The following is a 19278-nucleotide window of genomic DNA, read 5'->3' as shown; positions in this document are numbered from 1 at the left end:
TCGTCCCTAGACGAGCGTGCAGGCCAGCCGGTTGAGCACGCAGTAGGTCGGCTTCCTGGCGGTGCCGGTCGCGGTGAAGACGATCCGGACGGACTCGCCGGGCGCGATCGTGCCGCGGCCGCGCACGAACGGGGACGCCCCGGTCCGCACGACGGTCGCCCCGCTCACCGCGCGGACCGACACGTTCGGGATCTTGAAGGCCAGCGCCCAGCGCGGGACGGCCGCCTGGCCCTTGTTGGTGACCGTGGCGGTGGCCTTGAAGGTGCGCGCCGTCCGGGACTGGACGCGGAACGCGACGACGACGCCGTCGGGCCGCCCCGCGCCCCGGCTGGCGCGCTGCCCCGGGCCGCGCTGGGAGACCGGGCTGTCACGGGGGCCGTGGGCCGACTCCTTGGGGGCGCCGCCGGCGAAGTTGAGGGAGATCTGCTGCGTGCTGAGCGCGTAGGCGACGACGCCGACCGCGACGACGAGCGCGACGATCGGCAGCAGCGGGACGGGCATCACCGCGAGCATCCGGGCCGCGCGCCCCTTGGCCGACGGCTCGGCCTCGGGGAGGACGGGGGCGGCCGGTGCCGGTGCCGGGCTCTCGGCGGCGGGGCGGTCGTAGGAGGTCACGAACACCTGGTCGTCGGCCGGACCGGAGAAGGCGTCGTAGGACGAACCCGGGGGAGCACCGAAGAACGGTCCGGCGGACGCTCGCGCGTCCGGTACGGGCTCGTCGTCCGGTTGGTCGAGCTTGGTGTGTCGTCCCATCCCATTCCTCTTCGATCACAGGATGTATACCAAAGCAGTACCGAACATGCCTACCAGATGCGGGAACGTGCACCGGCCGACACCGGCGGTTTCCCATGGCTTCACACGCGGAAGTGGTCCCAGCCTCCGGGACCCGGATCGCGCCCGTCCACCAGCACCCCCGCCCCCTCGGTGACGACCCCCACCGCACTCCAGGATGACGGCAGGACGGCCTCCGCGGGGAACGTTCCGGCGAACGCGTGGTCCTCCCCTCCGGTGAGGACGTGGCGCGTCCCGTCCGGGCCGAGGATCTCCGGGACCGGCAGCGCCGCCGACCCGATCTCGATCCGCACCCCGCTCGCGGCGGCGATGTGCCCGAGGTCCTGGACGAGCCCGTCGCTGACGTCGAGCAGCGCGGTCGCGCCGAGGTCCCGCGCCTGCGCGCCCGCCTCGTAGGGGGGCGCCGGACGGCGGTGCGCGGCGATCAGCTCGGCCGGGCCGCCGCCTCCGGCGGCGAGCAGCGCCAGCCCGGCGGCGGACCAGCCGAGCCTCCCCCGCACCGCGACGACGTCGCCCGGGCGCGCGCCGGACCTGGTGAGCGGCGGCGCCCCGCCCAGGTCGCCGAGCGCGGTGACCGCGAGTGTGATCTCGCTCGCGCCGACGACGTCGCCGCCCGCGACCGAGGCGCCCGCGGCGGCGCACTCGTCGGCGAGCCCGTCGTAGAGGCGCTCGGCCCAGTCCGCGCCGGTGTCGAGCGGGGCCGCGAGCCCGACGAGCAGCGCCGTGGGCCGCGCGCCCATCGCGACGACGTCCGCGAGGTTCTGCGCGGCGGCCTTGCGCCCGATGTCGTAGGGACCGGACCAGTCGCGGCGGAAGTGCCGCCCCTCGACGAGCAGGTCGGTGGTGGCGACGACGCGCGCGTCGGGCGCCGCCACCACCGCCGCGTCGTCACCGGGCCCGAGCAGCACGTCCGGCCCCTGCGGCAGCCGCCGCGTCAGCCGGCCGACCAGCCCGAACTCGCCCAGCTCCCCGATGGTGCCCATCCGCCCCGACTCCCCGTGCCGTCCCACCGCCCGCGCTCCCGGACGTCCGGTTCCGTTCTGTTCGCGGCCCCCGACGGCGCTCCGGAAAGTGTCCGGTACCCCGGGCGCCCGCGGTGGCGGGTAACACGATACGGTGACCGTTCGACGGCTAATTCTCCGCCCGGGGAGGACGTGATGGTGCAGGCCTACATCCTCATCCAGACCGAAGTGGGCAAGGCGGCCGAGGTCGCCGGTGAGATCGCCGGCGTCACCGGTGTCACCCTGGCGGAGGACGTCACGGGCCCTTACGACGTGATCGTCCGAGCGGAGGCGCGGAATGTGGACGAGCTGGGCAAGCTCGTCGTGGCGCAGATCCAGTCGGTCGAGGGGATCACCCGCACCCTCACCTGTCCGATCGTTCATATCTAGGGCCGCGCCCCGGGCTGCGCTGCTGGCCGGGACCGGGCTGCTGGCGGCGGCCTGCGGCGACGGCGCGGTCGAGATCCCCGTCCCCAAGCCGGACGCGGCGACCGCGCGCCTGTGCGAGGGGCTCCGGCTCCCGGAGAAGGTCCACGGGCTGTCCCGCCGCGACGCCTCCCCCGACTCCCCGCTCACGGCCGCGTGGGGCTCCCCCGCGATCGCGCTGCGCTGCGGCGTCGGCAGGCCCGCCGCGCTGCACCCGGAGTCGCAGCTCGTCGACATCAACGGCATCTCCTGGTTCGGGCAGCCGACCGGCCGCCCCGTGACGTTCACCGCCGTCGCGCGGCAGGCGTACGTGGAGGTGACGGTCCCGGCGAAGTACAACCCGGCCGGGGACGTGCTGATCGAGCTGAGCGGCGCGATCACCTCGACGATCCCGACCAAGCCCGAGGGCCAGATCTGACCCTCGGGCGGCGATCGTCTCAGGGCGCCAGGTCCACGCGGACGCCGTCGGCGGAGTCCGACAGCAGCACGACCGTCGCCCCGTTGTCGCGCGTCCATCCGGCCGGGAGAAGGAACCAGCGCCCCTTCGTGTGCGCGAGCGTCCGCAGGCCGTTGTAGCGGTACCCGAACGAGGCGTCGGTGCCGCCCAGCCGCACCACGGCGACGCCCGGTCCGGTGATGTGCAGCCGGTTCCTGGCGTACACCACCGCCTGCGGACGGGTCGGCAGCGACAACTCGACGGCGCGCGCGGCGTCGAGGCCGTGCTGCTGCGCCGCGTTGGCCGTGGCCCAGAACGCCGCGATCAGCGCGAGCGCGATCAGCAGCAGGCGGCGGACCGCCCGTGTCACCGCGAGCGTCTCCGACCATCCGCCCCGCGCGACGCCGTACCGCGTCGCGGCCTCCGCGACGTACTCCAGCAGGAGCGTCCCGGCGCCGAGCGCGGCGGGCGACAGGTAGGGGCCGCTGACGGCGTTGTCGGCGTGCCGGCGCAGGCTGACGGCGCCGATCGTCAGCAGCGTGAACGCGAGGACCGTCAGCCCCACGCACACCGCCAGGCGCGCCCGCGCCCCCGCGTCCCGCAGCAGGTGGACGAGTAGATGATGGAGGATCAGCGCCCCGATCCCGGCGACCATCACCGTCGCCAGCGGCGAGAACACCGGGCCCGCGCTCAGCACGAGGTAGTCGGTCGTGGTGAACCCGACCGTGCCGAGGTCGATCCCGAAGTAGGCGAACAGGGCCTGCTCGCGCACGTACCCGAAGTAGTACAGGATCGCCGTGAGCACGCCGGTGGACGCCAGCACCCGCCCGGCGATCTCGACCAGCCGGCCGATCGCCCTGTCGTCGCCGGGCTCACCGGCGGCTCCGACCGCCACCGGTCAGGGGCTCGTGTCCGGGCCCGGCCCGTTGTGCTCGGGCTCGCCGCCGTCTCCGGGGTTCTCCTCGTGCGTCGTCCCGCCGGAGGGACCCGGCCCGCTCGGAGCCTCCTCCGTGTCCGACTCCGTCGGCGCCCCGGACGGCCCCGCCGTCTCCGTCGACGACTCATCCCCCGACGGCCCGTGCTCCGGCGGCGGGGTGGTCGCGGCGACCGCGAAAAGCTCCTCCTTCTTCTGCACGCCGACCAGGAGACATGGCTTCTTCCCGCACCGAGGGGCGTGGACCGTGAAGAACCCCGCGGGGTTGCTCTTCTTGTCCGCGGCGAGCTTCATCGTCCCGCAGGCGATACTCGGCACGCACTTCTTCCGGTGCCGCATCACGTCGTGGATGGCGCGGGCGCACGGGTCGGAGCCGGGGTCGGTGATCTCCACCGCCTTGCGGCACGCGGCCGCGATCTTCCGGAGCTGCCGGTCGGAGAGGCGGGTCTGGGCCACGTCCGTCGCCTGGGACTGGGCGTCGCCGCCCACGGCCAGGCCGCTCTGCTGCAACGGCAGCGATGTGCTCTTCGGACCGCCTCCGCCGCCCCCGCACGCCACCGCGCAGCACAGGACCGCCGCTCCCCCGAGCGCGTGCCATCGTCCAGGGCCCATGGTCGCCCCCCGTCATCACAGGCCGACACAGCGCATGCGCCTTCGGAGTGCCCCCAGGTCACAGCACCAAACCGGAGGAGGTGAACGTGGTGGGGCGGGTGGGATTCGAACCCGCTCAGCCGAAGCACCTGGGTTACAGCCAGGCCCGACTCTCCCGCGTCGGCGCCGCCCCGCGCACAGGCCCACCTGGGACCCGCGTCGTACCCCTGGCAGGATTCGAACCCGCATCGCACAGCACCTCATGCTGCCGTCTCTGCCGTTGGACTACAGGGGCATGCGTGCGGCTCCCGGGATTCGAACCCGGAGCGTCCACTTCCTGAGAGTGGTCCCTCTGCCGGTTGGGGTAGAGCCGCAAGGTCGCTCGACAAGGCGTCACTCGCGGCGGCTCGGCCAGGGCCTCTAGGAGAGGGGATACCGGCCGGGGCGGGCGTGCGACGCCTCGGGAAGTCGCAGTCGCAGTCGATAGCGGAGACGTTCCATGGCCGGTCCTCCTCTCAGGGTCTCGCGGGCCCGTCCTGGACGGGCCGACGCAGTCCACGGTGCCAGGACGGGGGCGCCCCGGGCAACCCATTTGTTCGTCGGCTCAGGGGGTGGGCTCGTCCGGCAGCGACATGCCGAAGGCGACCAGCGCCCAGAACGCGACCATGACCCAGCCGAGCGCGATCCCGGTGACCGCCATGCCCGCGCCGCGCTCGCCCGTCCGCCGCATCTTCACCCAGGCGATGTGGCCCGCGATGATCGCCGGAATGGACGGCAGCCCGCACGTGATCAGCCCGACCAGCCCGAACGACAGCGAGTAGATCGCCGCGTGGTTGTAGGGCGGCTTGGCGTGCGGGTTCTTGAGGTGCGGGTGCGCCTGCGGGGGCGGCGCCGGGTGCGCGGGCTGGGTCTGGGGCGCGTACCCGCCGTAGCCGGTGCTCTGCGGGTAGGCGCGGGCCGCGACGGCGTTGGCGTACTGGTTCCACGTCTCGGCCTCGGCGGTACGCCCCTGCTGGCTGAGCAGGACGGCCAGGTTCCGCATCGCGGCCGGGTCACCCGCCTGCGCGGCCTGCCGGTACTGCCGCTCGACGAGCGCCTGCGCCTCCCCCTCGGCCAGCGCGGGCGCCGGACCCGGAGGCGGCGGCGTGGATGACAAGCCCGGAGGCGGCGTCGGCGAGGAGGCCGGCGCCTGCGTGTGCGGGGGCGCCTGCGTATGCCGCGGCGGCGGCGTTCTCGGGGTCTGGCGGGACGCGCCGCTGGAGATGAGCCGGTCCAGCAGCTCCTGGGCGGACGGACGGCCCGCCGGGTCCTTGGCGAGCGCGCCGCGCACCGCCTCCAGCAGCGTGCCGCCGAGCCCGCCGAGGTCCGGCTCACCGCTGATGATGCTGTGGATGACCGCGGGGATCGAGTCGCCGCCGAAGCAGGGGCCGCCGCGCGCGGCGAACGCGACCGTCGCGCCCCAGGCGAACACGTCCGACGCCGGGGTCGCGCCCCGGCCGTTCAGCTGCTCGGGCGCCATGAACGCGGGGGTGCCGATGATGCCGCCGGTCGCTGTCAGGCGCGTGCCGTCCATCGAGCGGGCGATGCCGAAGTCGATCACGCGCGGTCCGAACGTGGACAGCAGCACGTTGGAGGGCTTCAGGTCGCGGTGCACCACGCCCGCGTCGTGGATCGCGGTCAGCGCGGTGGCGATGCCGACGGCGACCGCCTCCAGGTCGGCGCCGCGCAGCGGGCCGTCCTTGGCGACGGCGTCGTCCAGGCTCGGGCCGTTGACGAACTCGGTCACCAGGTACGGCGGCTCCGCGCCCGGGTCGGCGTCCAGGACGGGCGCGGTGCAGAAGGGGCGGACGCGCTGCGCCGCCGCCACCTCGGCCTCGAACCGCGCCCGGTACTGCCGGTCCGCCGCGTACTCGCGCCTGATCACCTTGATCGCGACCTTGCGGCCGTCGTCGTCCAGACCGACGTACACCGTCCCCATGCCGCCTTCCCCGAGCCGGTCCACCACCCGGTAGGGGCCGATCCGGCCCGGCAGTTCGGTCGGCAAGGCAGGTGCTCCTCTGGACGTGGGGTCGGGCACTCCAAGATTGACATATCCGGACCATCGGCCAATACGGAAGACACTCGCGCGACCGTAGAGTCCGGATGTTTTTCGCGAACGGGGAACCGCGGGCATTCCGGGGGCGTCCAACGTCAATGCGCGCCCGCATCTACGCTCCCCTCGCATCGGCCGCGACCCTGCCCCTGCTGCTCGCCGGATGTTCAGGGTCCTCCGCCTCCGACGACGAGGCGGTGGCGGCGCCGCCCATGCGGCTCGTCTCCTACGACGGCTGCGACGCGCTCCTGGACGGCCTGCGCCAAGCGGCCGCCGAACGCGTCGGCCCGTTCGGGCTCGGCGTCCCCGAGCCCTACGGTCCGTTCGCCACGGGGGACGGCGAGACGGCGATCACCAAGGGCGCGGTCCCCGGCCCCTCGCCCGCCGACGCCGGACGGGGCGCGCCCCAGCACTCCGGTACCAACGTCCACGAGGCGGGCGCCGACGAGCCCGACCTCGTCAAGACCGACGGCCGCCGCATCGTCGCGCTCGCCCGGGGCCGCCTCCAGGTCATCGACCCGGCGACGCGCAAGGTCGCGCACACGCTCGGGCTCCCGGGCGGCGACGGGTACCGGGCCGCGAGCACGAGCGCGCGGCTGCTGCTGAGCGGCGACCGCGCGCTGGTGCTCACGCCCCGCACCCCGATGGTGATGTACGACGGGCTGCGGCCGCGCGCCGGTGCGGAGGACGCGCCCCGTCCGGGGCCGCCGCGCCCGCAGACGGTCCTGACGCTGGTCGACCTCTCCGGCGCGCCGAAGGTGATCGGCTCGATGACGTCCGACACCGTCTACGTGGACGCGCGCATGACCGGTTCGGTCGCGCGGGTCGTGGTGCGCTCGACGCCGCGGATCGACTTCCCGGCGCCCTCGCGCGACCCCCGCACGCAGCAGGACTCGGGGCGGAAGGCGACCGAGCGGAACCGGGAGATCGTCCGGAAGGCGCCGCTCGACGCCTGGCTGCCCGGCTTCACGGTGGGCGAGGGCTCGGCCGCCAAGACCTACCGGGCGCCGTGCGGGCAGGTCAGCCGCCCGGCCTCCTACACCGGCACGTCGATGCTCAGCGTGCTGACCCTCGACCTGTCGCGCGGGCTCGGCGACCCGTCGCCGGTCGAGATCGCGGCGGACGGCGAGACCGTCTACGGCAACGGGTCGAGCCTGTACGTGACCGGCACTCCCCCGTCCCTGGTGGGCCTCCCGCGCAAGGGGGCCGCGCCGCGGTCGCAGCACACCGACGTCCACATGTTCGACGTGCGCGGCGCGGGACGGCCCCGCTACGTGGCGTCCGGCTCGGTGCCCGGCACGCTGCTGAACCAGTACGCGCTTTCGGAGCACGGCGGGAACCTGCGGGTGGCGACGACGGCCACGGCACCGCCGAAACCCGGCACGCAGCCCCCGGCGACCGAGAGCACGCTCTACGTCCTCGGGCGCAACGGGCCCCGCCTGGACCAGGTCGGACGCGTCGCCGGGCTCGGCAAGGGCGAGCGGATCCACTCCGTCCGCTTCATCGGCGCCACCGCCTACGTCGTGACGTTCCGGCAGGTCGATCCGCTGTACGTGATCGACCTGAACGACCCGCGCCACCCGCGCGTCAAGGGCGAACTCAAGATCAACGGATACTCGGCGTACCTGCATCCGACGGCCGACGGCAAGATCCTCGGCATCGGCCGGGACGCCGACGCCTCCGGCCGCACGACGGGCCTGCTGGCCTCGCTGTTCGACGTCGGCGGCGAGCCGCGCCGGGTCGCCTCCTACCGGCTGCCGGGCGCCGCGTCCGCGAGCGACTTCGAGCCGCACGCGTTCCTGTACTGGCCCTCGACCGGCCTGACCGTCGTCCCGGTGTCGCGCCCCGAGACCGGCGCGGGCGAGGCGCTCGCGCTGAAGGTCACCGGGTCGGGCATCACCAAGGTCGGCGCCGTCCGGCACGAGGAGGGCAACGGCGAGGGCTCCGTCCAGCGCTCGCTGATGGTCGGCGGCACGCTGTGGACGTTCTCGGACGCGGGCGCCCGCGCCACCGACGCCGCCACCCTCGCCGACCGCGCCTGGCTGCCCTTCGCCCAGCGCTGAGCCGGGGCCTCGCCGAGCCCGGACCTAGCGCAGGCCGGTCGGGCGGTGCAGGGCGGTCTGGATGAGGCGGTCGACCATGGCCGGGTAGTCCAGGCCGGTGGCCGCCCACATCTTCGGGAACGCCGACGTCGGGGTGCACCCCGGCATCGTGTTGATCTCGTTGAGGATCCAGCGGCCCTCGGGGGTGTAGAAGAAGTCGACCCGGGCGAGGCCCTCGCAGTCGAGCGCCTCGAACGCCTGGACGGCGATCCGCCGCACCTCCTCGATCGCGGCGGGCGGCAGGTCGGGCGGGATCGTCATGCTGGTCGCGCTGTCGAGGTACTTGGTCTCGAAGTCGTAGAAGTCGTGGCCGCCGGCCATGGTGACCTCGGCGGGCAGGCTCGCGTCGGGCGGCCCGTCGTCCAGGCCCTGCAGGACGCCGCACTCGATCTCGCGGCCCTCGACCGCCGCCTCGACGATCACCTTCGGGTCGTGCTCGCGGGCCGCCTCGACCGCGGCCTCCAGCGCGTCCTCGGTGGTGACGCGGGTGATGCCCATGCTCGACCCGGCGCGCGCGGGCTTGACGAACACCGGGCGGCCGTCGGCCAGCCCGAGCTCCTTCACCTCGTCGACCACGCGCTTGCGCTCGCGCCGCCACTCCCGGTCGCCGATCAGCGCGTACGGGCCGACGGGCAGGCCGCGCGCCTGCCAGACGAGCTTCATGTAGCCCTTGTCCATGCCGACGGCGCTGGCCAGCACGCCCGCGCCGACGTAGCGGACGCCGACCAGGTCGAGCATGCCCTGGATCGTCCCGTCCTCGCCGTAGGGGCCGTGCAGCAGCGGCAGGACCACGTCGACGTCGCCGAGCGTGCTCGGCACCCGTCCCGGCTCGACGACCATCAGCCCGCCGGCGGCGGGGTCGAACGGCAGCGCGAGCGCGCTGCCGTCACCGGTCACCTCGGGGAGCCGCCCGTCCTCGATCGCCAGGCGGATGCCGGCGGGCGGGAGCACCCAGCGGCCGTCGCGGGCGATGCCGATCGGCAGCACCTCATAGCGGTCCCGGTCGATGGCGGCCATCACCGCGCCCGCGGTGACGCAGGAGATCGCGTGCTCGGAGCTGCGCCCGCCGAACACCACCGCGACACGGGTCTTGCGAGAAACCTGGGACATGAGGCCAGACCCTACCGGGGATCACCCGGGGCGGTCACGAACGCGGCGCCCGCCGCGTACCGCCCCGGATCGTCCCCTTTTCAGACTCCGTAGCGTTCCGGTTTGGGGGCGCGCGAGATCAGCGAGATCGCCGCCTCCCTGATCGGCATGCCGTGGTAGAGGACGGCCGTCACCGCCTCGGTGATCGGCATCTCCACGTTGTGCTTGCGCGCCAGCTCCAGCACGGCCTCCGAGGACCTGACGCCCTCGGCGGTCTGCTTGGTGACCGCGGTCACCTGGTCCAGCGTCATGCCGCGGCCGAGGTTCTCGCCGAACGTGCGGTTGCGCGCCAGCGGCGACACACAGGACGCGACGAGGTCGCCCATCCCGGCGAGCCCGGCGAAGGTGTGCTCGTCGGCGCCGAGCGCCGCGCCCAGCCGGGCGATCTCGGCGAGGCCGCGGGTCATCAGCAGCGCCTGGGTGTTGGCGCCGAACCCGAGCCCGACCGACATCCCGACGCACAGGGCGACGATGTTCTTCACCGCGCCGCCGAGCTCGACGCCGATCACGTCGGTGGAGGTGTAGACGCGGAAGTAGGGGGTCATGGTGGCGGCCTGGAGGCCGCGCGCGGCGTCCTCGTCCTCGCACGCGGCGACCGCCGCGCTCGGCTCGCCGCTGACGATCTCGCGCGCCAGGTTCGGGCCGCTGAACACCGCGACCCGCTCCTGCGGGACGTCGGCGACCTCCCGGATCACCTCCGACATCCGCCGGGTGGTGCCGAGCTCGACGCCCTTCATCAGGCTGACCAGGATGGCGCCGGGGGGCAGCAGCGGGACCCAGGGGGCGAGCGTCGCGCGGAGCGTCTGCGCCGGGACGGCCAGCGCCACGAAGTCGACGCCCGCCAGGGCCTCGGCCGGGTCGGTCGTCGCGCGGACGGCCTCGGGCAGCGCGGCCCCGGGCAGGTAGTCGGGGTTCTCGTGCCGCTCGTTGATCGCCTCGACGACCTCGGCGCGGCGGCCCCAGAGGGTCACCTCGCCGCCCGCGTCGTGCAGCATCTTCGCGAACGTGGTGCCCCACGACCCGGAGCCCATCACGGCGGTGCGGAAGGTCACGAGCCGTCCGCCTTCGTGTCGGCGGGCCGGGACGCGGCGTCGGCCGGGCGGGAGGCGGCGTCGGCGGGCCGGGAGGCGGTGTCGGCCGGGCGCGGCCCGGGGACCGCGCCCTCGGCGGCCCGGCGGCGCTCCTCCAGCACCCGGTGGTGGTCGTAGCGTTCCACGGGCGGCTCCTGACCGCGCAGCTCGCCGAGCAGGGCGGTGATCGCGTCCATGATCTCGTCGGTGGCGGCGCGCAGCGTGTCCTTGTCGAGGGGCAGGCCCTCGTAGCGGGAGAGGTCGACGGGCGGCCCGGCGACCACCCGCATCGTCTTGCGGGGGAAGGGGTGGAAGCCCTTGCGCAGGCTCCCGGCGAGGCCCCGCCGCTCGCCCTTCTTGTAGGGCAGCAGCTCGTGCGCGCCCCAGTTCGCCACCGGGACGACCTTCGCGCCGGTCTTCAGCGCCATCCGCGCCACACCGGTCTGGCCGGTCATCGGCCACAGCTCGGGGTCGCGGGTGCAGCTCCCCTCCGGGTAGAACATCAGGCACTCGCCGTCCACCAGCGCCTTCTCGGCGTCCCTGAGGGCCGACGCGGCGTCGGCGCTGTCGCGGTAGACGGGGATCTGCCCCGTCCCGCGCAGCACGCTCCGGATGAGCGGCACGTCGAACAGCGTGGACTTGGCCAGGTAGACGGGGTAGCGGCCCGCCTCGTAGACGAAGTGGGCGAGGGCGAGCGGGTCGGACTCGGAGATGTGGTTGGCGGCGATGATCAGGCCGCCCGTCCTGGGCACGTTGCCCCGGCCGCGCCAGTCGCGCCTCAGCGCCCCGGACAGCAGCGGGCGCAGGATGACGATCGTGAGCTTCCGCCAGCGCGGCGAATACCCGTGGCCCATGCCCCGTCCCTCCTCGTTCCGTCGCCCGCGTGAACGCGGGGTGTCCACAAGTCTCGCGGCTCCGTGCGCATAGTGTCGAGTTGCCATGTCTACAGCAGCGCGCACCGCGCCCCCTCTCCAGTGGTCGCTCGTCGTACCGGTCAAGGTGCTGGCACGGGCCAAGACCCGCATGTCCGCGGCGGCGGGACCCCACCGCCCAGACCTCGCGCTCGCGGTGGCGGCCGACACGGTCGCCGCCGCGCTGCGCTGCCCCCGCGTCCGCGATGTGATAGTGGTCACCGACGACCCCCTTCCGGCCGCGCGGCTCGCCGCGCTCGGCGCCCGCGTGGTGCCGGACGAGCCGGACGCGGGCCTGAACCCGGCCCTCGTCCACGGTGCGGGCCGGGGGCGGGAGGTGTCCCCGGGCACCGGCACGGGCGCGCTCTCCGCCGACCTTCCCGCCCTGCGCCCGGACGAACTCGCCCGCGTCCTCGACGCCGCCGCGCAGGCGCCCGAGGCGTTCGTCCCCGACGCCGCCGGGATCGGCACGACGCTCTACACGGCCCGTCCGGGCGTCACGTTCTCCCCCGCGTTCGGGCGCGACTCCCGCGCCGCGCACCGGGCGCGCGGGGCCCGCGAGCTTCTCCTCCCCGACATCGACAGTATCCGCCGGGACGTCGACACTCCCTCCGATCTCCAGGTCGCGCTGAGCCTCGGCGTCGGCCCCCGCACGGCGGAGGTCGCCGCGCGCCTCAGGACGGTGGCGCCCGGGTGAGCTTCGGCCGGGGGCCGAAGGCGCGGCCGGGGATAGGGTGCGGGGCATGCAGGGGACGGTGAAGGCGTTCGACGCGGAGACCCGGACGGGGAGCGTGCTCCTCGACGACGGGACGGAGCTGCCCTTCGACGCCGGGGCGTTCGCGGCGGGCGGGCTGCGCCTGCTGCGGTTCGGGCAGCGCGTCAACCTGGCCGTGGACGCCGAGCAGCGGATCACCGTCGTGACCCTCTCGACCTTCCCGCTCCCCGCGACGTAGCCCCCGGGGGTTCCGCGACGGCGCGCCGCGGGGCCGCGCGACCGTCGAAAGGCATACGAACGCCGGCGCCCGGGACCGTGTCCGAATTATTGGCACGGTCCCGGGCGCCGGCGCGGTGAGGCTACTTCTTCCCGGCCACCAGGTTCTTGAAGTCCTGGCCGGCCTTGAACTTCGGCACGGACGTCGCAGGAACCTGGATGGTCTTGCCCGTTGCGGGGTTGCGGGCCGTGCGGGCAGGCCGGTCGGCCTTCTCGAACGAACCGAACCCGGTGATCGCGACCTTGTCGCCCTTGGCGACGGCGGTCTGGATGGCGTCCAGGATCGCGTCGACGGCCTCGGCTGCGGCCTTCTTGCTGCCCAGCCGGTCAGAGATGGCGTCGACCAGCTCACGCTTGTTCATGGGTTACTCCTCTAGTTCCCCCCTTGCCCGAACGAAACTAAGGGACCTCCAGCATGGACACAATCACCTGCACGCAAGAGTTGCCGTGTCGCTGGCGTTTTGTCGGCCTCGCCCCCGTCTCGCCGGGTGACCGGACCGGATCCGGCCACTGCGCACGCTAACGGACGTCGGGGGCCTCTTGGAAATCGGCGAGGAACGCCTCCAGCCTGCGGTCGGCCAGCTCGGCGTCCCTTTTGGCCAGATCGGTGATCGCCAGCAGGTGGCGGATGAGCCGCTGCCGCGTCTCCTTCGGCAGCGGCGCGACGGCCCGGTGGGCGTCGCGCAACTGCCGCGCGAGTCGGGTCAGATCCGGGTCGTCCCATTCGGGCCCGGTCCATGGGACCGTGCTCAATTTCGTGCCCCCAACGGTTCGCGAACGGGCTTCGTACAAGGGAATTGTCCCTGCCGCGGAGCCGTGCTCCCGCATCCGGGGTCGCCATCAGGGGTTTCGGGGACGCCGAAGCCCCGGCCCGCCGTCCCGGGACGGCGGGCCGGGGCAGGGCCGCGGCGGGTCAGACGGTGACGGGCAGCCAGGGCGCGCGGCGGCCCTCGAACTCGGTGATCGCGTCGCCGTGGCGGAGGGTCAGGCCGATGTCGTCCAGGCCCTCCAGGAGGCGCCAGCGGGTGTAGTCGTCGATCTCGAACCCGGCGGATCCGGCGCCGTAGCGGACCTCGCGCCTCTCCAGGTCCACGGTGATCTCCAGGGTGGGGTCCTGCTCGACCCCCGCCTGGATGTCCTCGACCTGCTCGGCGGTCAGCACGACCGGCAGCAGCCCCATCTTGGTGGAGTTGTTGCGGAAGATGTCGCCGAAACGCGGGGCGATGACGACGCGGAACCCGTACTGCTGCAACGCCCAGACGGCGTGCTCGCGGGACGAGCCGGTGCCGAAGTCGGGCCCGGCGACCAGGATGCCCGCGCCCTCGTACCGCGGCTGGTTCAGGACGAACTCCGGGTCCTCGCGCCAGGCGGAGAACAGGCCCTTGTCGAACCCGGTGCGGCTGACCTGCTTGAGCCAGACCGCCGGGATGATCTGGTCGGTGTCGACGTTGCTGCGGCGCAGCGGCACCGCGCGTCCGGTGTAGGTGGTGAACGCTTCCATGCTCATTCCTTAGAGGTCGGCGGGAGCGGCCAGGCGGCCGGTGACGGCGGTCGCGGCGGCGACGGCGGGCGACACCAGGTGGGTGCGGCCACCGGGGCCCTGCCGGCCCTCGAAGTTGCGGTTGGACGTGGAGGCGCTGCGCTCCCCCGGGGTGAGCTTGTCGGGGTTCATCGCGAGGCACATCGAGCAGCCCGCCTCGCGCCACTGCGCGCCCGCCGCCGAGATCACCTCGTCCAGCCCCTCGTCCTCGGCCTGCTTCTTGACCTTCATGGACCCCGGGACGACCAGCATGCGGACGCCGTCGGCGACCTTGCGGCCCCGCAGCACGCCCGCGACGGCCCGCAGGTCCTCGATGCGGCCGTTGGTGCAGGAGCCGACGAACACGGTGTCGACCGCGATGTCGCGCAGCGGCGTCCCGGCGGTCAGGCCCATGTACTCAAGGGCCCGCTCGGCGGCCTGGCGCTGCGCGGGGTCGCCGTAGGACGCCGGGTCCGGCACGGAGTCGCCCAGCGGGAGGCCCTGGCCGGGGTTGGTGCCCCAGGTCACGAACGGCGTCAGCGCGGACGCGTCGATCACGACCTCCTTGTCGAAGACCGCGTCGTCGTCGGTGCGCAGCGACCTCCAGTACTCGACGGCCCGCTCCCACTCCTCGCCCTGGGGCGCGTGCGGGCGGCCCTCCAGGTAGGCGAACGTCGTCTCGTCGGGGGCGATCATCCCGGCGCGGGCGCCCGCCTCGATGGACATGTTGCAGACCGTCATGCGGCCCTCCATCGACAGCGAGCGGATCGCCTCGCCCCGGTACTCGATGACGTGGCCCTGGCCGCCGCCGGTGCCGATCCTGGCGATGATCGCCAGGATCAGGTCCTTGGCGGTGACGCCCTCGGGCAGCGCGCCGTCCACGGTCACGGCCATCGTCTTCGGCTTGACCTGCGGGAGCGTCTGGGTGGCGAGGACGTGCTCGACCTCGCTGGTGCCGATCCCGAAGGCGAGGGCGCCGAACGCGCCGTGCGTGGAGGTGTGCGAGTCGCCGCACACGACGGTGGTGCCCGGCTGGGTCAGGCCGAGCTGCGGGCCGATGACGTGCACGATGCCCTGCCCGGCGTCGCCCATCGGGTGCAGCCGGATCCCGAAGTCGGAGCAGTTCTTGCGCAGCGTCTCGACCTGGGTGCGCGACACCGGGTCGGCGATCGGCCGCAGCAGGTCGGTCGTCGGGACGTTGTGGTCCTCGGTGGCGATCGTCAGGTCGGGGCGGCGGACCTGGCGCCCGGCCATCCGCAGGCCGTCGAACGCCTGCGGGCTGGTGACCTCGTGGACGAGGTGCAGGTCGATGTAGAGGAGATCCGGCTCACCCTCGGCACGCCGTACGACGTGCGCGTCGTACACCTTCTCGGCCAACGTACGGCCCATCACTCCCACCTCACCTGTCATGATCGGCGGCGCGCGACCGCGCGCCGCTGGACTCCGGCCACCCGACTTGCATCTCAAATGACGAGACGGCAATATCAAGTCATGGACAACTCTAGCGGAGTCGGCGTACTCGACAAAGCGGTTCTCGTGCTGAACGCGCTGGAGGCGGGCCCGGCCTCGCTCGCCCAGCTCGTCCAGACGACCGGGCTGGCCCGCCCGACCGCCCACCGGCTGGCCGTCGCGCTGGAGCACCACCGCCTCGTCCACCGCGACACCCAGGGCCGCTTCATCCTCGGGCCGAGGCTCGCCGAACTCGCCGTCGCCGCCGGGGAGGACCGGCTCCTCGCGATCGCGCAGCCGATCCTCGCCCAGCTGCGCGACCTGACCGGCGAGAGCGCCTCGCTGTTCCGCCGCCAGGGCGACGTGCGGGTCTGCGTCGCCTCCGCCGAGCGCACCAGCGGCCTGCGCGACACGATCCCGGTCGGCGCCGCGCTGCCGATGACCGCCGGGTCGGCCGCGCAGATCCTGCTGGCCTGGGAGGAGCCCGACCGGCTGCACCGGGGGCTGCGCGGCGCGAAGTTCGAGGCGACGACGCTGGCCTCGGTCCGCCGCCGGGGCTGGGCGCAGAGCGTCGGGGAGCGCGAGCAGGGCGTCGGGTCGGTGTCGGCCCCGATCCGCGGCGCCGCCGGACGGGTGATCGCCGCGGTCTCGGTGTCGGGCCCCCTGGAACGGCTGACCCGCTCCCCCGGGCGGCTGCACGCCGGGCCGGTCGTGGCCGCCGCCGAGAAGATCTCCGAGGGCATGCGCCGCACCGCCGCCTGACCGGCCCCGGTCATGCCGCCCGGCCGCGACGGCCGAGGCGAGCTTTGGATGCGGGCTTTGGATAGTGACAGTATCCAATAGGTCACCCTGGATAACGTTAACCTCCAGTCAAGGGGGTGAGCGGTGCAGATCTCCGAGCTCAGCGATCGCAGCGGGCTGACCGTCCAGACGATCAAGTTCTACATCCGGGAGGGCCTGCTCCCGAAGGGATCGTCGGTGAGCGCGACCCGCTCGGAGTACGGCCGTCCGCATCTGGAGCGGCTGCGGCTGATCAGCGCGCTGCGCGAGGTCGGCGACCTGCCGGTCGCGGCGATCCAGCAGATCATCGCCGCGATCGACGACGAGGACGTCAGCCTGCACGAGCTGTTCGGCACCACGCAGTACGCGATCGGTCCGCATGTGGCCGCGCCCGGCGACCCGCACTGGCGCGCCGCCCGCGAGGACGTCGACGCCCTCGTCCGCGAGCTCGGCTGGACGGTCGGCGACCGCGCCCCCGCCCGCGACCTGCTCGCCCACACGTTCGTCGCGCTGCGCCGCCTCGGCTTCCCGATCACGCTGACCGACCTGCGGCCGTATGTGAAGGCCGCGACCGAGGTCGCCGACCACGAGATCGGACGGGTCGCCGACGACACCTCCCGCGCCCGCACCGTCCACTCCCTGCTGGTCTCCACCGTCCTGTACGAGCAGGTCCTGACGGCGCTGCACCGGCTGGCCCAGGAGGACGCCTCGTCCCGCCGTTTCGGCGCCCCCTGACGGGGTTTCGGTCCCCCGGGGCGGGCCGGTTCCCATCCGGCCTGACCAGGGAGTTGTCGTCAATTCCGGCATAATGGGTCGGTATTACGATTCATTACGAATCGCCTAATATGAAAGGCCGTGGACGGCGCTCGCCGCGCACGCCGCCGAGCTTTGCAGAGTGACCCGTTGATGACCGCACCACCGAACACCCCCGGCGACCGGTGGACCGACCGCCTCCTCGCCGAGGGAGACGACCCCGACCCGCGCTTCTCGCTGGCCAACGAGCGCACGTTCCTCGCCTGGATCCGCACCGCGCTGGCCATGATCGCCGGCGGGGTCGGCGTCGCGCTCAGCGGCGACCTGATGGACACCGCGCTGCGCGTCGGCCTCGCGATCGGCCTGTCGGCGACCGGCGCGCTGGTGGCGGCGCTGGCGTTCCGGCGCTGGCTGGTCACCGAGCGCGCCCTGCGGCGCGCCGAGACGCTGCCGCCCCCGGCGCTCGCGCCGATCCTGTCCTACGGCCTGGCGATCGGCGCGCTCGCCCTGGCGGCGGCGCTGCTGGCCACCCGATGACCTGCCGGGACCGGGGAGCGCAGCCCGAGCGGACGGCGCTCGCCTGGTCCCGGACGGCGCTCGCCCTCATCGGCGCGGGCCTGCTGTGCGTGCGGCTCGCGCCCTCCTCCCCCGGCGCGGGGGCGGCGGCCCTGGTCGTCTGCGGCGGGGTCGTGCTGCTGCTGCGGCGCACGCAGGCGGCCCTGCGGACGCGGCGCCGGCGGCTGCCCGCGGGCGGCCGCGTCGCCGACCCCGCCTCCGTGCTGATCACGACCGCGCTCACGATGCTGCTGGGCGTGGTCGGGGCCCTGTTCACCCTGCACAGCTGAGCCATGCGTGGCTCGCATGGCCGATGTGCGAGATCTTCGCTGGTGGCATGGGACCGCCCCGCCTAGCGTTCCGGGCATGCGAATCACCCATGACGACCCGGCCACCGTCCCGGCCCCGCCGGGCGCCTATACGCACGCGATCCACGTCACGTCCGGCCCGATGCTGTACATCTCCGGGCAGATCGCCCTCGGTGCGGACGGCGAGGTCGTCGCGCCCGGCGACATGACCCGCCAGTCGGAGGTGGTGCTCTCGCTGCTGGAGCGGATCCTCGCCGCGCACGGCGCCGGGTTCGGCGACGTCGTGAACATCAGGACGTTCATGACCGACCTCGGGCGGCTCGACGAGTACGCGGCCGTCCGCCGCCGCTACGTCACCGGCAGGCCGCCGACCAGCACGACCGTGGAGGTCCCCCGGCTGTTCCGCCCCGGCGCGCTGCTGGAGGTCGAGGCCGTCGCCGCCCTCCCGGCCTGATCACGTGCGGAGCGCCGCGGCGGTCTCCTTCAGGTCGGTGAGGAAGGCGGCCGCCGGCGGGGACCGCCGCGCGTGCCGGGCCACGGCCGCGTAGACGGTGCGGCGGGGCGGGTCGGGCGCGATCGGGCGCAGCACGAGGCCGTCGCGGGCCGCCGCGTCCGCCGCCAGCGCCGGGACGAAGGTGACCCCGAAGCCCTCCGCGACCAGGCCCAGCTTGGAGATCCACTCGGCGACCCGCAGCGGCGTCGCGGGCGTGAACCCGGCCGCCTCGCAACGGGCGCGCAGCGCGGCGACGGCCTCGGGGTCGTCGGCGACGATCCACGGCTCGTCCGCCAGGCCCGCGAGCGGGACGCGGCGCCGCGCGGCGAGCCGGTGCCCGGTCGGCAGCGCGACCAGGAGCGCGTCCTCGCGCAGCGGGACGAGGTCGGCGGCGTCGATCGAGGTGACCTTGTGGGTGCTGACGACGGCGAGGTCGAGGTCCCCCGCCTCCAGCTTCGGCAGCAGGCGCTCGGTGGTGCCCTCGCGCAGCGCGACCTCGACCCCGGGATGGCGGGCCCGGAACCGGGCGAGGGCGCGCGGGACGAGTGCCGCGTTGGCCGTGGGGAACGCGCCGAGCCGCAGCGTGCCGGTGTCGAGGCGGCGCAGGCCCTCGATCGCGCGGGCGGTACCGGCGAGCCGGTCCAGCAGGCCGCGCGCGTGCGGCAGCAGGTACTCCCCCGCCGGGGTCGGCCGGACGCCGCGGGCGCCGCGCGCGAACAGCTCCACGCCGCAGACGTCCTCCAGCGTCGCGATCTGCCGGGAGACCGCCGACTGGGTGTAGCCCCCGGCGGCCGCCGCCGCGGTGAAGGACCCGAGTTCGGCGACGGCGACGAACGTCCGGAGCAGGACCGGATCGAGGGCTTCGGCGCGCACGGTAGGGAGGATAGGGCGGCCGGGGGACGGGTCGGGCCATGCGCGCCGGGCGG

At 74.0% G+C, this 19278-nt stretch carries 23 protein-coding genes and 3 tRNA genes; 10 read left to right on the top strand and 16 right to left on the bottom strand.

All coding sequences use genetic code 11. The annotated features are described in order from the left end of the window. Positions 1–6 precede the first annotated feature (6 nt). Positions 7–753 (bottom strand): cellulose binding domain-containing protein, encoded by a 747-nt coding sequence (locus tag KLI87_RS36820; RefSeq protein WP_246251116.1) that lies wholly within the window; start codon positions 751–753, stop codon positions 7–9. A gap of 101 nt (positions 754–854) precedes the next feature. After that, positions 855–1775: a thiamine-phosphate kinase gene (locus KLI87_RS36815; protein WP_214620708.1), complete on the bottom strand. Its 921-nt coding sequence runs from the start codon at positions 1773–1775 to the stop codon at positions 855–857. A 174-nt stretch (positions 1776–1949) separates the two neighbouring features. Here KLI87_RS36815 and KLI87_RS36810 point away from each other — a divergent pair, with 174 nt between their 5' ends. Further along, entirely contained in the window at positions 1950–2183 is a 234-nt protein-coding gene (locus tag KLI87_RS36810; protein WP_156221276.1) for an Lrp/AsnC family transcriptional regulator, read from the top strand. Beyond that, positions 2092–2637: a DUF3515 domain-containing protein gene (locus KLI87_RS36805; protein ID WP_156221278.1), complete on the top strand. Its 546-nt coding sequence runs from the start codon at positions 2092–2094 to the stop codon at positions 2635–2637. The genes KLI87_RS36810 and KLI87_RS36805 overlap by 92 nt, the downstream gene beginning before the upstream one ends. Positions 2638–2656: 19 nt before the next feature. Here KLI87_RS36805 and KLI87_RS36800 read toward each other — a convergent pair whose 3' ends face one another. The 6 genes from KLI87_RS36800 to KLI87_RS36775 form a co-directional block, all read right to left on the bottom strand. Next, entirely contained in the window at positions 2657–3550 is an 894-nt protein-coding gene (locus KLI87_RS36800) for a hypothetical protein (protein WP_156221280.1), read from the bottom strand. 3 nt (positions 3551–3553) lie between these two features. Further along, a complete protein-coding gene (locus KLI87_RS36795) occupies positions 3554–4201 on the bottom strand; it encodes a hypothetical protein (protein WP_214620707.1) in 648 nt (215 codons plus the stop codon). Between the two features lie 87 nt (positions 4202–4288). Further along, a tRNA-Tyr gene (locus tag KLI87_RS36790) sits at positions 4289–4373 on the bottom strand. Positions 4374–4402: 29 nt separating this feature from the next. Beyond that, a tRNA-Leu gene (locus KLI87_RS36785) sits at positions 4403–4475 on the bottom strand. 5 nt (positions 4476–4480) lie between these two features. Then, positions 4481–4554: transfer RNA gene (locus tag KLI87_RS36780), tRNA-Leu, on the bottom strand. A gap of 230 nt (positions 4555–4784) precedes the next feature. Next, positions 4785–6224, bottom strand: a complete 1440-nt coding sequence (locus KLI87_RS36775; RefSeq protein ID WP_173390995.1) for a protein kinase — start codon at positions 6222–6224, stop codon at positions 4785–4787. 149 nt (positions 6225–6373) lie between these two features. Between KLI87_RS36775 and KLI87_RS36770 the strand changes: the two genes are divergently transcribed. Continuing rightward, positions 6374–8335, top strand: coding sequence for a beta-propeller domain-containing protein (locus tag KLI87_RS36770; RefSeq protein WP_214620706.1), 1962 nt, complete (start codon positions 6374–6376; stop codon positions 8333–8335). Between the two features lie 24 nt (positions 8336–8359). On the opposite strand, the gene KLI87_RS36765 is transcribed toward KLI87_RS36770, so the two are convergent. From KLI87_RS36765 to KLI87_RS36755, 3 genes are all read right to left on the bottom strand, one after another. Continuing rightward, a complete protein-coding gene (locus tag KLI87_RS36765) occupies positions 8360–9484 on the bottom strand; it encodes a D-alanine--D-alanine ligase family protein (protein WP_156221288.1) in 1125 nt (374 codons plus the stop codon). Positions 9485–9564: 80 nt separating this feature from the next. Next, a complete protein-coding gene (locus KLI87_RS36760) occupies positions 9565–10554 on the bottom strand; it encodes an NAD(P)H-dependent glycerol-3-phosphate dehydrogenase (RefSeq protein WP_156221369.1) in 990 nt (329 codons plus the stop codon). A gap of 17 nt (positions 10555–10571) precedes the next feature. Next, positions 10572–11447 carry a 1-acyl-sn-glycerol-3-phosphate acyltransferase gene (locus tag KLI87_RS36755; protein ID WP_214620705.1) on the bottom strand — a complete coding sequence of 292 codons (876 nt, stop codon included), beginning with the start codon at positions 11445–11447 and terminating at the stop codon, positions 10572–10574. Positions 11448–11532: 85 nt separating this feature from the next. Here KLI87_RS36755 and cofC point away from each other — a divergent pair, with 85 nt between their 5' ends. After that, complete coding sequence (gene cofC, locus KLI87_RS36750; RefSeq protein ID WP_156221293.1) at positions 11533–12201, top strand: 2-phospho-L-lactate guanylyltransferase; 669 nt, start codon at positions 11533–11535, stop codon at positions 12199–12201. A 46-nt stretch (positions 12202–12247) separates the two neighbouring features. Then, positions 12248–12457: a hypothetical protein gene (locus KLI87_RS36745; RefSeq protein WP_156221295.1), complete on the top strand. Its 210-nt coding sequence runs from the start codon at positions 12248–12250 to the stop codon at positions 12455–12457. Between the two features lie 121 nt (positions 12458–12578). Here KLI87_RS36745 and KLI87_RS36740 read toward each other — a convergent pair whose 3' ends face one another. The 4 genes from KLI87_RS36740 to leuC form a co-directional block, all read right to left on the bottom strand. Next, the gene (locus KLI87_RS36740) at positions 12579–12857 is read right to left on the bottom strand and encodes an HU family DNA-binding protein (RefSeq protein ID WP_156221298.1); all 279 of its coding nucleotides are present in this window, start codon (positions 12855–12857) and stop codon (positions 12579–12581) included. A 157-nt stretch (positions 12858–13014) separates the two neighbouring features. Continuing rightward, positions 13015–13248, bottom strand: a complete 234-nt coding sequence (locus KLI87_RS36735) for a hypothetical protein (protein WP_156221299.1) — start codon at positions 13246–13248, stop codon at positions 13015–13017. A gap of 160 nt (positions 13249–13408) precedes the next feature. Then, positions 13409–13996, bottom strand: coding sequence for a 3-isopropylmalate dehydratase small subunit (leuD, locus tag KLI87_RS36730; protein ID WP_214620704.1), 588 nt, complete (start codon positions 13994–13996; stop codon positions 13409–13411). A gap of 9 nt (positions 13997–14005) precedes the next feature. Beyond that, positions 14006–15403: a 3-isopropylmalate dehydratase large subunit gene (leuC, locus tag KLI87_RS36725; RefSeq protein ID WP_156221304.1), complete on the bottom strand. Its 1398-nt coding sequence runs from the start codon at positions 15401–15403 to the stop codon at positions 14006–14008. A 102-nt stretch (positions 15404–15505) separates the two neighbouring features. Between leuC and KLI87_RS36720 the strand changes: the two genes are divergently transcribed. The 5 genes from KLI87_RS36720 to KLI87_RS36700 all read left to right on the top strand — a co-directional run bounded on the left by KLI87_RS36720 (position 15506) and on the right by KLI87_RS36700 (position 18313). Beyond that, positions 15506–16225, top strand: coding sequence for an IclR family transcriptional regulator (locus KLI87_RS36720; protein ID WP_156221306.1), 720 nt, complete (start codon positions 15506–15508; stop codon positions 16223–16225). Between the two features lie 123 nt (positions 16226–16348). After that, positions 16349–16978 carry a MerR family transcriptional regulator gene (locus tag KLI87_RS36715; protein ID WP_214620703.1) on the top strand — a complete coding sequence of 210 codons (630 nt, stop codon included), beginning with the start codon at positions 16349–16351 and terminating at the stop codon, positions 16976–16978. A 171-nt stretch (positions 16979–17149) separates the two neighbouring features. Further along, a complete protein-coding gene (locus tag KLI87_RS36710) occupies positions 17150–17533 on the top strand; it encodes a YidH family protein (RefSeq protein ID WP_156221307.1) in 384 nt (127 codons plus the stop codon). Beyond that, positions 17530–17841 carry a DUF202 domain-containing protein gene (locus KLI87_RS36705; protein WP_156221309.1) on the top strand — a complete coding sequence of 104 codons (312 nt, stop codon included), beginning with the start codon at positions 17530–17532 and terminating at the stop codon, positions 17839–17841. The genes KLI87_RS36710 and KLI87_RS36705 overlap by 4 nt, the downstream gene beginning before the upstream one ends. 76 nt (positions 17842–17917) lie before the next feature. Continuing rightward, positions 17918–18313, top strand: a complete 396-nt coding sequence (locus KLI87_RS36700) for a RidA family protein (protein WP_156221311.1) — start codon at positions 17918–17920, stop codon at positions 18311–18313. Here the strand turns inward: KLI87_RS36700 and KLI87_RS36695 are convergent, their stop codons facing one another. Next, positions 18314–19225, bottom strand: coding sequence for a LysR family transcriptional regulator (locus KLI87_RS36695; protein WP_214620701.1), 912 nt, complete (start codon positions 19223–19225; stop codon positions 18314–18316). Positions 19226–19278 lie beyond the last annotated feature (53 nt).

Origin of the sequence: Actinomadura sp. NEAU-AAG7 (genome assembly GCF_018603865.1) — a bacterium.
GTDB classification, from domain to species: domain Bacteria; phylum Actinomycetota; class Actinomycetes; order Streptosporangiales; family Streptosporangiaceae; genus Spirillospora; species Spirillospora litoris.
Note: the sequence above shows the minus strand (reverse complement) of the source record. Positions and strands in the feature narration are given on the sequence as shown.